This is a genomic window from Hymenobacter canadensis (assembly GCF_027359925.1).
Taxonomy (GTDB): domain Bacteria; phylum Bacteroidota; class Bacteroidia; order Cytophagales; family Hymenobacteraceae; genus Hymenobacter; species Hymenobacter canadensis.
Genome location: NZ_CP114767.1, coordinates 908,649 through 921,601, shown reverse-complemented (window position 1 = coordinate 921,601; position 12,953 = coordinate 908,649). Strand labels below are relative to the sequence as shown.

At 60.0% G+C, this 12,953-nt stretch carries 10 protein-coding genes; 8 read left to right on the top strand and 2 right to left on the bottom strand.

Annotated elements, in window-relative coordinates; genetic code table 11:
* Positions 1–54 precede the first annotated feature (54 nt).
* The 5 genes from O3303_RS03895 to O3303_RS03875 all read left to right on the top strand — a co-directional run bounded on the left by O3303_RS03895 (position 55) and on the right by O3303_RS03875 (position 5,871).
* Positions 55–1,074 carry a beta-ketoacyl-ACP synthase III gene (locus tag O3303_RS03895; RefSeq protein ID WP_269560755.1) on the top strand — a complete coding sequence of 340 codons (1,020 nt, stop codon included), beginning with the start codon at positions 55–57 and terminating at the stop codon, positions 1,072–1,074.
* Positions 1,075–1,264: 190 nt separating this feature from the next.
* Complete coding sequence (gene efp, locus O3303_RS03890; RefSeq protein ID WP_269560754.1) at positions 1,265–1,828, top strand: elongation factor P; 564 nt, start codon at positions 1,265–1,267, stop codon at positions 1,826–1,828.
* A 22-nt stretch (positions 1,829–1,850) separates the two neighbouring features.
* Positions 1,851–2,333 (top strand): acetyl-CoA carboxylase biotin carboxyl carrier protein, encoded by a 483-nt coding sequence (gene accB / locus O3303_RS03885; protein ID WP_269560753.1) that lies wholly within the window; start codon positions 1,851–1,853, stop codon positions 2,331–2,333.
* Positions 2,334–2,426: 93 nt separating this feature from the next.
* Complete coding sequence (gene accC / locus O3303_RS03880; protein WP_269560752.1) at positions 2,427–3,773, top strand: acetyl-CoA carboxylase biotin carboxylase subunit; 1,347 nt, start codon at positions 2,427–2,429, stop codon at positions 3,771–3,773.
* 298 nt (positions 3,774–4,071) lie between these two features.
* Positions 4,072–5,871 carry an alpha-amylase gene (locus tag O3303_RS03875; RefSeq protein WP_269560751.1) on the top strand — a complete coding sequence of 600 codons (1,800 nt, stop codon included), beginning with the start codon at positions 4,072–4,074 and terminating at the stop codon, positions 5,869–5,871.
* A gap of 70 nt (positions 5,872–5,941) precedes the next feature.
* On the opposite strand, the gene O3303_RS03870 is transcribed toward O3303_RS03875, so the two are convergent.
* Complete coding sequence (locus O3303_RS03870; protein ID WP_269560750.1) at positions 5,942–6,517, bottom strand: DUF3109 family protein; 576 nt, start codon at positions 6,515–6,517, stop codon at positions 5,942–5,944.
* A gap of 120 nt (positions 6,518–6,637) precedes the next feature.
* Positions 6,638–7,783, bottom strand: a complete 1,146-nt coding sequence (locus tag O3303_RS03865) for a glycosyltransferase family 4 protein (RefSeq protein WP_269560749.1) — start codon at positions 7,781–7,783, stop codon at positions 6,638–6,640.
* 509 nt (positions 7,784–8,292) lie between these two features.
* Here O3303_RS03865 and O3303_RS03860 point away from each other — a divergent pair.
* The 3 genes from O3303_RS03860 (at position 8,293) to murA (ending at position 12,844) form a co-directional block, all read left to right on the top strand.
* Positions 8,293–10,557, top strand: coding sequence for an ATP-dependent helicase (locus O3303_RS03860; protein WP_269560748.1), 2,265 nt, complete (start codon positions 8,293–8,295; stop codon positions 10,555–10,557).
* A 136-nt stretch (positions 10,558–10,693) separates the two neighbouring features.
* Complete coding sequence (locus tag O3303_RS03855; RefSeq protein WP_269560747.1) at positions 10,694–11,428, top strand: DUF4290 domain-containing protein; 735 nt, start codon at positions 10,694–10,696, stop codon at positions 11,426–11,428.
* Positions 11,429–11,539: 111 nt separating this feature from the next.
* A complete protein-coding gene (gene murA / locus O3303_RS03850) occupies positions 11,540–12,844 on the top strand; it encodes a UDP-N-acetylglucosamine 1-carboxyvinyltransferase (RefSeq protein ID WP_269560746.1) in 1,305 nt (434 codons plus the stop codon).
* The last annotated feature ends 109 nt before the right edge of the window (positions 12,845–12,953 follow it).

Here is a 12,953-nt window from a genome sequence, read left to right as displayed (position 1 = left end):
CTAAGTCCGGCCCCGGCCGGATTTTTTCTTGCCGCGCTCCCCGACCTTTCTTCAATGAGAATTACCGCTGCAATTACCGGAGTGGGCTCCTACGTGCCCGATTACGTGCTTACCAACCACGAACTCGAGAAGCTGGTAGATACAACCGACGAGTGGATCACCACCCGGACGGGCATTAAGGAGCGCCGTATCCTGAAAGGTGAAAACCAGGGCACTTCGGTGATGGCCATTAAGGCAGTGCAGCAGCTGCTGGAGAAAACGGGGACCAAGGCTGAGGACATCGACCTGCTGATTTGCTCGACTACCACGCCGGATCTGGTATTTCCGGCCACGGCCAACATCATTTCGGCGGCCGTGGGCACCACCAAGGCATTCAGCTTCGATATGCAGGCGGCCTGCTCGGGCTTCCTGTTTGCGCTGGCTACCGGGGCGCAATACATCCAGACCGGCACTTACCAAAAAGTAGTGGTGGTGGGCGCCGACAAGATGTCGTCCATCATCGACTATACAGACCGCGCCAACTGCATCATTTTTGGCGACGGCGCCGGGGCCGTGCTGCTGGAGCCCAATACCGACGGCTACGGCGTGCTCGATCAGGTGCTCCGCTCCGATGGCAACGGCGAGCAGTACCTGCACCAGAAAGCCGGTGGCAGCCGCCGCCCGCCTTCCTCCGAAACCGTGGCCAACCGCGAGCATTTCGTGTACCAGGAAGGCGCTACGGTGTTCAAGTTCGCCGTCACGAACATGGCCAACGTAGCGGCCCAGGTGATGGAGCGCAACCATCTCACCAACGAGGAGGTGGCGTGGCTGGTACCGCACCAGGCCAACAAGCGCATCATCGACGCCACCGCCAACCGCATGGGCGTGGGGCCGGAGAAGGTGATGCTCAACATCCACCGCTACGGCAACACCACCAACGGCACGATTCCGCTGTGCCTGGCCGACTACGAGCAGCAGCTGCGCCGCGGCGACAACCTCGTGCTTGCCGCTTTCGGCGGGGGCTTCACCTGGGGTTCCATCTACCTGAAGTGGGCCTACGACCCCAAACCCGATCCGCAGGCGGCCCTGGCATAGCGGCGCGAAAACGGAAAACCTCTATACTTGCACTCCCGTCGTGCCGCCCCGCCACTACTGCCGGGACGGCACTTCTTTTTTCAATTAAGAATTAAGGATTAAAAATTGGCTCGTTGCTTTCAGACAGATTTCCAGCCAATTGATAATGCTCATTTCTTAATTCTTGATTCCTAATTCTTAATTCCCACCCATGGCAACCACTGCAGATTTTCGCAACGGGCTCGTTCTGAACTACAACGGCGACTTGCACGTCATCACCGAATTCCAGCACGTGAAGCCCGGCAAAGGCCCGGCCTTCGTGCGCACCAAGCTTCGCAACATCAAAACCGGCAAAGTGCTCGACAACACGTTCAACGCCGGCGTGAAAGTGGAAACGGCCCGCGTAGAGCAGCGCCCGCACCAGTACCTGTTCAAAGACGACTACGGCTACACGTTCATGGACAATGAGTCGTTTGAGCAGGTAGTGCTGCCTGAGGCCATGGTGCCCTTCGCCGATATCATGAAGGAAGGCCAGGTGGCCACCATCCTGTTCCACGCCGAAACCGAGCAGCCCCTCACGGCCGAGCTGCCGACCACCGTGGAGCTGATGGTGACCTACACCGAGCCCGGCCTGAAAGGCGACACTGCTACCAACACGCTCAAGCCGGCCATCGTGGAAACTGGCGCCCGCATTCAGGTGCCGCTGTTCATTGATACCGATACCAAAATCCGCATCAAGACCAGTGATTACTCCTATGTCGAAAGAGTCAAGTAAGCAGCCCCTCAAGCCTTCCTCCATGAAAGCCAAAGAACTCCAGGAACTCATCGACTTCATCGCCAAGTCGGGCCTCAACAAGGTCAACATCGAAACCGAGGAATTTAAAATCTCGGTTCAGCGCGAGCCTAACACCCGCCAGGTAATGAGCGTAGCCGCGCCAGCGCCGCAGGCTGCTCCCGCTGCTGTGGCTGCTCCAGCCGCCGCTCCGGTTGCCGCCGCACCAGCTCCAGCTGCTGCTCCGGCCCCAGCCGAAGCCAGCAACATGGTTCCGCTGAAATCCCCGATGATTGGCACGTTCTACCGCAGCAGCGGCCCCGAAACGCCCGCTTTCATTCAGGTAGGTGACTTGGTAGAGAAAGGCCAGGTGATTTGCATCATCGAAGCCATGAAGCTCTTCAACGAAATCGAAGCCGAGCAGAGTGGCCGCGTGGTGAAAGCCCTGGTAGAAAACGCCTCACCGGTGGAATACGACCAGCCGCTGTTCCTGATTGAGCCGATGTAATTTCAGACATGAGAAATGAGAAGTGAGAAGTAAGAACCCTAAAACGGACCTGTCTTACTTCTCGCTTCTCATTTCTCACTTCTCACTAGAGCTGTGTTCAAAAAAATACTGATTGCCAACCGGGGCGAAATTGCCTTGCGCATTATCCGCACCTGTAAGGAAATGGGCATCAAGACGGTGGCCGTGTATTCGACCGCCGACAAGGAAAGCCTGCATGTGCGCTTTGCTGATGAAGCGGTGTGCATCGGGCCACCGGCTTCGGCCAAGAGCTACCTCAGCATCCCGACGCTGATTGCCGCCGCCGAAATCACCAACGCCGACGCCATCCATCCGGGCTATGGTTTCCTGAGCGAAAACGCCGAATTCTCGCGCGTATGCCACGAAAACGGCATCAAGTTCATCGGGGCCTCGCCCGAGATGATCAACCAGATGGGCGACAAGGCTTCGGCCAAAGCCACGATGATCAAGGCTGGCGTGCCCTGCATTCCGGGCTCGGTGGGCTTGCTGGAGTCGGTGGAGCAGGGCAAGAAGATTGCCGCCAAAATCAAGTACCCGGTGATTCTGAAGGCTACGGCCGGTGGCGGTGGGCGCGGCATGCGCATCATCAACGCCGAAGACGAGTTCGAGAAGGCCTGGAACGATGCCCGCACCGAGTCCAAGGCTGCTTTCGGTAACGACGGTATGTATCTGGAGAAGTTTGTGGTGGAGCCCCGCCACATCGAAATCCAGATCTGCGGCGACCAGTTCGGGCGGGTGTGCCACCTGTCGGAGCGCGACTGCAGCATTCAGCGCCGCCACCAGAAGCTGGTGGAAGAGGCACCGTCGCCGTTTATGACCGACGAGCTGCGCGAGAAGATGGGCGCCGCGGCCGTAGCCGGCGCGTCGGCCATCGGCTACGAGGGCGTGGGCACGATTGAGTTTCTGGTAGACGCTAACCGCGACTTCTACTTCATGGAGATGAACACCCGCATTCAGGTGGAGCATCCCGTGACCGAGGAAATCATCAACTACGACCTCATCAAGGAGCAGATCAAAGTGGCGGCTGGCATCCCGATTTCGGGCGACAACTACTACCCGCGCATGCACGCCATGGAGTGCCGCATCAACGCCGAAGACCCCACCAAGGACTTCCGCCCCTCCCCCGGCAAAATCACGACCCTACACATCCCCGGCGGCCACGGCGTGCGCGTGGATACGCACGTGTATGCGGGCTACCAGATTCCATCCAACTACGACTCGATGATTGCCAAGCTCATCACCGTGGCCCAGACCCGCGAGGAGTGCATCGTGAAGATGAAACGCGCCCTGAGCGAGTTTGTGGTGGAAGGCGTGAAAACGACGATTCCGTTCCATTTGAAGCTCATGGACAACGCCGACTTCAAGGCCGGCAACTTCACCACGAAGTTCCTGGAAACCTCCTTCGACTTCTCGGAACTGTAAGCTCCACCAGCTTCCCGCTTTTCTTTCAACGCCCGGTTTGCTTTGCAGACCGGGCGTTTTCGTGTGGCACATCTACCAAACAGAGCAACACAGCACCGGCTTTGATCAATATAGTATTATTACAAGCACATCATTCAGCACCTGTATAAACAGAACATGGGCATAAAGCCCAAAAACAGCATATTCAAGATGTCGCCCCAAATTCTGCACGTAAAAATTATTGGTCTTCAATTGAATAATTCTCATAAAATGAATAGTATTGTTTCGTTCTTTCTTACCACAACCAACTCCCACTTTTATGAGAAAAATGAACGCGCTGGCCCTATGGGGGCTGGCTGCCGCAGGACTGCTTGCGCAAGCCTGCACCAAGGATGCGGTGCAGCCCACGGCAGCCCCAAGCGCCGCCCCGGCCACGCAGAGTGCCGTGGTGACCAATGGCGTGATGATGCAGGCCTTCTACTGGGATGTCCCCATTACCAACACGCAAGGCACCTGGTGGCAGGTGCTGGGCTCCAAAGCCGCCGAGTTGAAAGCAGCCGGCATCACAGCTTTATGGCTACCCCCGGCGTACAAAGGCGGCAGCCAGAGCGACGTCGGCTACGGCGTGTATGACCGCTACGACCTGGGCGAGTTCAACCAGAAAGGCACCGTGGCCACGCGCTACGGCACCCTCGGGCAGTTGCAGACTGCAATTGGGGCCATGAAGGGCCAGGGCCTGCAGGTGTACGAGGACATGGTGATGAACCACATGACCTGGGCCGACGCGCAGGAAAACGTGAACGGCAACCTGGTGTACACCAAGTTCAACTTCCCGGGCCGCGGCAACACCCACAGCAGCTATAAGTGGAGCTTCAACAACTTCACCGGCACGCAGCAGGCGCCTAACAACGGCTGGTACCAGTGGAAAAGCTGGGACTTCCAGCCCTACGCCAACAACGACGCCTACGACAACCTGCTGGGCTCGGAAATCCAGTACAACAACAACGCCGCCAACCAGACTGAAACCATCAACTGGGGTAACTGGATTACCACCAAGATGAGCCTCGACGGCTACCGCCTCGATGCCACCAAGCACATCTACACGCCCTACGTGAACCAGTGGCTGGACGCGGTGAAAACCAACGGCCGCTTTGCCGTGAGCGAGGCTTGGTTCCGCAACCTGCAGGACCTGAAAAACTACGCCGCCGCCACCGGGGGCCGCACCAGCCTCTTCGACGTGCCGCTGCACTACACCTTCCAGGACATGAGCAACGGCAACGGCGCCTGGGACATGCGCGGGCTGCAGTTCGCCGGTTTCACCGAGTCGAACCCGACGCTGTCGGTGAGCTTCGTGGACAACCACGATACCGACCACCCCGGCGCCCTGTACTCGCCCGTGACCAACCTCAAGATGCTGGCCTACGCCTACATCCTGACCCGCGCCAACGGCTACCCCTGCGTGTTCTACAAGGACTACTACAACTACGGCCTCGGCAACCAGATCAAAACCCTGAACGGCATCCGCCAGGCCAACGCCTACGGTGCCGCCGCCGAGTACACCAGCATCAACGACGCCGACGTGTACGTGTACTCCCGCGCCGGCGACGCCACCCACAAGGGCCTGTTGATGCTGCTCAACGACGGCAGCACGGCCCGTACCAAAACCATCACCACGCCCTTCAAGAGCGCCACCCTCACCGACAAGACCGGCAACAACACCGGCACCGTGACCACCGATGCCAACGGCAACGGCAACTTCCCGGTGAATGCCCGCAGCTACTCGGTGTGGGTGCCCGGCGGCACCGTCACGACGCCTCCCTCCACCACTACCACGGCTGTTTCGTTTAACGTGACGTACAGCGGCACCACTTCGGGGCAGGATGTGTACGTGCTGGGCAGCACCGCCCAGCTCGGCGCCTGGAACGCGGCCAACGCCATCAAGCTGAGCGGCACCGCCTATCCGGTTTGGAAAGGCACCCTCAACCTGACCAGCGGCACCAGCGTGCAGTACAAGTACATCCGCAAGGATGCGGCTGGCAACGTACTGTACGAAGGCGGCGCCAACCGCACCTTCACGCCCACCGGCACCAGCCAGACGCGCACCGAAACCTGGCAGTAAGCTGGTTTCGATAACCTAAAAAAGAAAAAGGCCGGCTGCTTAGCCGGCCTTTTTCTTTATGCAGGAAGCATTATTCGGCGGGGCTGCCGTGCTCAATTTCGTGCACCAGTTCGCCGTACCAGTCCTCGCCGTACTTGCGGATGAGCGGTTCCTTCAGGAACTGATAGACGCGCACGCCCAAGTTAGCGCCGAAGCTGCAGGCCGGTGAGCAGATGCTCCACCGGTCGTAGTTGAGGGCCTCAAAGCCGTCATACTTGGTGATGCGGATGGGGTACAGGTGGCAGCTGATGGGCTTTTTGAAGCTGGTGGCGCCGGCCAGGTAGGCCTGCTCGATGCCGCATTTCAGGATACCCCGCTCGTCGTAGAGGGCGTAGGCGCACTCCCGGTCGTTGATGGTGGTGGTGCTGAAGTCGCCTTCCCAGTCCTTGATATACAGACCCTGCGCCTCGATGGCCTGCTGGCCGGCCTCGGTAAGGAAGGGCTTGATGTTGGCGTATTCCTGCTCCAGGATGGCCAGCTCGGCGTCTTCGAGCGGCGCGCCCAGGTCGCCTTCCACGCAACAGGCCCCCTTGCAGGCTTCGAGGTTACAAACGAAGAAATTGTCCCGAACGTCGTCGGAAATCAGGGTGTTCTGGATCTGGATCATGGGAATGGGGTTCCGCAGCACATGCCGACGGTTTTGCAGCGGAGTCAGAGGACAGCCTGGAACGGTAGTAAAACCGTCGGGGCCCGCGACAGGAAATCGGCAACACAAAGATACCCGCTTTTACCCCAGCCGCCACAGCACTTGTTCCGTTAGCTCGCACTGCCGGGTGTGGGCGTACGTGGCCAACGCCTCGGCCTGCCCTGCCGCCCCCAGCCGCTCGGCCAAACCGGGCTCCGTCAATAGCCGCTCGATGCAGGCGGCAAACGCGGCTTCGTTGCGCAGTTCGAACAGCAGGCCGGTGCGGTTGTCGGCCAGCAGCTCCCGGGTACCGCCGGCCGCCGCGCCCACCACCGGCCGGCCGGCTGCCAGGGCCTCAATGGTCACCATGCCGTAGGTTTCATTGGTAGAAGCCGTGATGGAAACGTCGAGGGCGCGGTAGGCGACTTCGGGCTGGGGCGTGAAGCCGCGCAGGTGCACGGCATCGGTCAGGCCCAGCTCCCGGATGCGGGTGAGCAGGGCCTCGTAGTAGGCAGTGCCTTCATTGCGGGTGGGCTCCCCGACGAGCAGCAGGTGCAGCTGCGGGAACCGGGGCCGTAGCCGGGCCAATGCCTCCACCAGAAAATCCTGCCCCTTGCCATCATCAAACCGCCCGATTAGGCCCAGCAGCACGGCCCCGGCGGGCAGCTCCAGGTGTAGCTGGCGGCGGGCTTCGGTGGTGGTTAGCTGCTCGTCCATAAACTTGTCCAGCTCCACACCCAGAGGCACTACGTGCAGCTTTTCGGGAGCCAGCCGGGTTTTCTCGAGCACCTGTCGGGCCAGGCCGGGCAGCGGCGCGAGCCAGGCGGCCAGGGCCTTGTAGCGCAGCGTGTGCACCAGCCCGCGCTTGGCCAGCCCCAGCTGCATGTGCTGCTGATACACCAGCGGCATACCGGGACTGTACAGCCGTTTGGCCAGCACGGCCACGCCCAGATCGGCGTTGCGGGTGATGAGCAGGGCGCCGGTGCCGAATGCGCGCAGTACCCCGACCAGCCGGCGGGCGGCGGGCACGTCGAGGGCTTTCCAGCGGTTCTCGAACGGCACTACGAGCAGGCCCAGCTCGGCGGCCCGGACGGCTAGCGGGGAGCCGGCGCGGGTGATTACCTGCACGGGCCAGCCCCGCTGCTGCATCCAGCCGGCAAACCGAGCCGTATTCAACTCCAGCCCGCCCCAACTATCCGACAGGCACAGAATGGACAGCGGAAACTTGGTTTTGACGGAAGTAAGCACGGCAGGATTCACCGGGCTAAGATACGGCGTGTAGTTCCTGCGTTGCTGCGTATGCTAGCTTATTTGTAGCTGAAGCTAACTCAAGCCATATCCCACCCAATACTAGAATATGGCCAACGAAGTACCCTACGATAAATCGGTTGTGGTTGCGCGTCAGCAGTATAATCAGCACAACTAACACTTGTATAGCCCCAATAGCTACTAGTAAAGCGCCAACTCCCAGAGGTAAACCCGGATTACACATATCGGCTACAGGCATGAATTGCGCCAATCCGAAGCAGATTCCGAACCCAAACCCATAATAAGCTAGCGCGGCAACAGCTCCAATCGGAGCGTTGTTGCGCCAAGATGAATGTATATAAGAGGTATCCATCCGTGATGGTTGTTAATAGCCACCGAAGATACAACCTCAATCTATCCGCTGTTAGTATCATTTCCTTCCCCCGCCTCAAAGCCCTACCTTTGCTAACAAGCCAACCGGCTTAGTTTCCGATTCTGACTTACCACGCATGGGACTCGATTATCACTCGTTACTGAACCCCTCGCAGGCGGCCGCCGTGATGCAAATCGAAGGCCCTTGCATGATTATAGCTGGCGCGGGCTCGGGCAAAACCCGGGTGCTCACCTACCGCATTGCCAATCTGTTGGAGCAAGGCGTCGATCCGTTCAATGTGCTGGCCCTCACCTTCACCAACAAGGCCGCCAAGGAAATGCGCGCCCGGATTGAGAAGGTGGTTGGCACGAACGCCAAGAACCTGTGGATGGGCACCTTCCACAGCATCTTCGCGCGTATTCTGCGCTCTGAGGCCGACAAGATGGGCTACCCCCGCTCCTTCACCATCTACGATACTCAGGACAGCAAAACCCTCATCGGGCAGATTCTGAAGGAAATGGAGCTCGACGACAAGCTCTACAAGCCCAATATGGTGCTGGGGCGCATTTCGTCGGCCAAAAACAAGCTGATTTCGGTGCAGCAGTACCTCAACGACCCCGTTATCCGGCAGGACGACGAGGCGGCGCTGCGGCCCAAGCTGGGCGCCATCTATCAGCAGTATGCCGCTCGTTGCTTCAAGGCCGGGGCCATGGACTTCGACGACCTGCTCTACCAGACCAACGTGCTGTTCCGGGAGCACCCCGACGTGCTGAACAAGTACCAGAACATGTTCCGGTACGTGATGGTGGACGAGTACCAGGACACCAACTACTCCCAGTACCTGATTGCGCGCAAGCTGGCCGCCAAGGAGCGCAACATCTGCGTGGTCGGCGACGACGCGCAGAGCATCTATGCCTTCCGGGGCGCCGACATTCAGAACATACTGAATTTCGAGAAAGACTACCCTGAGCTGCAGGTGTTCAAGCTGGAGCAGAACTACCGCTCCACCAAGAACATCGTGTGGGCGGCCAACTCGGTTATCAAAAACAACCAGGCCCAGTTGCGCAAGGACGTGTTTTCCGACAACGAGGAAGGCCCGCTGATTGAGGTACTGAAGGCCGCCTCCGACAACGAGGAAGGCAAGCTGGTGGCCCAGAGCATCTACGAGGACAAGATGAACCAGCATCTGTCGTACGACGACTTTGCCATCCTGTACCGCACCAACGCCCAAAGCCGGGCCATGGAGGAATCGTTGCGCAAGCTCAACATCAAGTACAAGATTGTCGGTGGCCTGAGCTTCTACCAGCGCAAGGAAATTAAGGATTTGGTGGCCTACCTGCGCCTCACGGTGAACCCCAACGACGAGCAGGCCTTGCGCCGCGTGATAAACTACCCCAAGCGCGGCATCGGCGACACGACCATTGCCAAGCTCATCAACGCGGCCGAGGAAAGCAACCACACCATCTGGGAAGTGGTGGCCAACGCCGACCAGTTTCTGCCCGCCCGCGCCGCCAACCCGATTGTGGACTTCGCCGAGAAAATCAAGGCCTACACGGCCGTGGCGGCCAAGGAAGACGCCTTCGAGGCCGCCAAGTTCATTGCCAAGAACTCGGGCATGATTGAGGAGCTCTACGCCGATAAAAGCATTGAGGGCCTGAGCCGCTACGAGAACATCCAGGAACTATTGAACGGCGTGAAGGCTTTCGTGGAAGACCCCGAGCGTGAGGAAAAAACGCTGGGCGCCTTCCTGCAGGACATTGCCCTGGTGACCGACGCCGACACCAAGGACGCCCAGGCCGAGGGCGAGCAGGTGACCATGATGACCATTCACTCGGCCAAGGGCCTGGAGTTCCGCAACGTCTACATCGTGGGCATGGAGGAAAACCTGTTTCCGAGCCAGATGATGATAACCTCCCGCGCCGACCTGGAGGAGGAGCGCCGCCTGTTCTACGTGGCCATCACGCGGGCCGAGAAAAAACTGACGCTCAGCTACGCCACCTCCCGCTACCAGTGGGGCAACCTGCGCAGCTGCGAGAAAAGCCGCTTCCTCGACGAAATCGACCCGAAGTATGTGGACTTCAAGTACTCGGCCGGCCCCGGGCCCGACCGCGCCGGACCGGGTGAGTCGCCGTTTGGGCACGTATTTGAGCGCCGCTCGAACCTGATTCCGCCGGCGCCGCGTAAGACAGCCGCCACCAAGTACGTGGCACCGGCTGATTTCGTACCTTCCGACACCAGCAACCTGCAGACCGGCCAGCGCGTCGAGCACCCCAAGTTCGGCTTCGGCCAGGTAACCAAGCTGGAAACCGTGCAGGGCTCCACCAAAGCCATCATCAACTTCGACGAGGTCGGCGAGAAGACGTTATTGCTGAGTTTTGCGAAATTGCGCGTGCTGGGCTAACCGTTGTTCCGGGCCGCACGCCGGTAGCCAGGCGCGCCTACCCACCGGCTAACGCTGCTTTGCTGGTACAGATCCGGAACAAAAGCCTCCTATTTTTGCACTGCCGCCGGCCTGCGCCGGCGCTTATTTTCTTAGAATGCCCCTTCCCATCTTACATAAACACGAGCTGCTCCAGCGCGAGTACGGCCAAACCACTTTCCAGCTCATCCAGGGCCTGCGCGAAGTGGAAGACAAGGCCGAGCGCACGCGCCGCGCCACGCAGATCGTGCAGCTGATTTTCCGGCTGCAGCCCAGCCTACGCGACCAGCCCAACTCCCAGGAAAAAGTCTGGAACCACCTCTACGAGATGGCCGACGAAGACCTGGACATTGACGCGCCCTTCCAGTTGAAAGGCCTGAAAGAGCTGCACCAGCAGCCCAAGCCCCTGGCCTACCCCGAGAAAAACCTCAAGCTGCGCGCCTACGGCCGCGGTGTAGAGCTGATGGTGGAAAAGGCCCTCACGCTGGAAGACCCCACGGAACGCGAGCAGGCCACCATCACCATCGGCCGCACGATGAAGTTTCTGTACCGCTCGCACAACAAGGAAAACGCCAAGGACGTCACGATCCTCAAGCACCTGAAAGACCTGTCCGGCGGCCAGCTCACCCTGGACCCGGCCACCGTGGAAGCGCAGAGCCTGTTTGAAATGGCCGCCGCTCCGGCAGCCACAGCCGGTGCCCGCCCGGCTCCGTTCATTGTGCCCCAGCCGCGCCAGGAGCGCGAAGGCCGCCGCGGCGGCAACGGTGGTAGTGGCGGCAACGGCAACCGCCGCGACAAGCAGCGCCGCGGGGGCAAAAAAGGCCGCCAGGAGCAGCAGCAGCCCCCACAATAGTCTAAGAGCTGCAAGCCGTACGCTACAAGCTGCACGCTTGCTGTTGCTCTGTCTTTATCAACCATACACAGCTTGCGGCTTGTAGCTTACGGCTTGCAGCTTACTCAACACATGGCTTCATTTGAAGTAATCGGCGGGCATCCGCTGAAGGGTGAAATTGTGCCGCAGGGCGCCAAAAACGAAGCCCTGCAAATCCTCTGCGCCGTTCTGCTTACGCCGGAGGCCGTCACGATTTCCAATATCCCCGACATCCGCGACGTCAACAAGCTGATTGAGCTGCTGCGCGACATGGGCGTGAAGGTGGGCAAGCTGGCTTCCGACACCTACCGCTTCCAGGCCGACGCCGTCAACCTCGACTACCTCGATACACCTGAGTTCATTGCTCAGGCCGGCGCGCTGCGTGGCTCGGTGATGATTCTGGGCCCGATGCTGACCCGCTTCGGCAAGTGCCAACTGCCCAAGCCCGGCGGCGACAAAATAGGCCGCCGGCCGATGGATACGCACTTCCTGGGCCTGGAGAAGCTGGGCGGCAAGCTCACGCTGGAAGGCACCGACTTCTACCGCATCAAGGCCGACAACGGCCTGACCGGCGCCTACATGATGCTGGACGAAGCCTCGGTAACCGGCACGGCCAACATTTTGATGGCCGCCGCGCTGGCCCAGGGCACCACTACCATCTACAACGCCGCCTGCGAGCCGTATCTGCAGCAGCTGTGCAAGATGCTGGTGCGCATGGGCGCGAAAATCAACGGTATCGGCTCCAACCTGCTCACCATTGAAGGCGTGCAAAGCCTCGGCGGCACCGAGCACCGCATGCTGCCCGACATGATTGAAATCGGCTCCTTTATTGGGCTGGCGGCCATGACGGGCTCGGAAATCACCATCAAGGACTGCCAGATTCCGGAGCTGGGCATCATCCCCGACACATTCCGCAAGCTGGGCATCAAGCTGGAGTTCCGCGGCGACGACATCCACATTCCGGCCCAGGACCACTACGAAATTGCCACCTACCTCGACGGCTCCATCCTGACGGTTTCCGACCACACCTGGCCCGGCTTCACGCCCGATCTGCTCAGCATTGTGCTGGTGGTGGCCACCCAGGCCAAAGGCACGGTGCTCATTCACCAGAAGATGTTCGAGTCGCGCCTGTTCTTTGTCGACAAGCTCATCGACATGGGCGCCCAAGTGATTCTCTGCGACCCGCACCGCGCCACCGTCATCGGCCTCGACCAGCGCCAGAAGCTGCGCGGCATCAGCATGACCTCCCCCGATATCCGGGCCGGCGTGGCCCTGCTGATTGCGGCCCTCTCCGCCGAAGGCCGCAGCGTGATTGAGAACGTGGAGCAGATTGACCGCGGCTACCAGTACATCGACCAGCGCCTCACGGCCCTCGGCGCCAAGATTCGCCGGCTGTAGTCTGTTCGCTTTTCCCGCGCACTAATGCCCAGTTGCCGCTTTGGCAGCCGGGCATTTTGCGTTTCAGCTGGCTGGCTTAGGTGTATTTGAAAGCGGCTATACTGTTTCA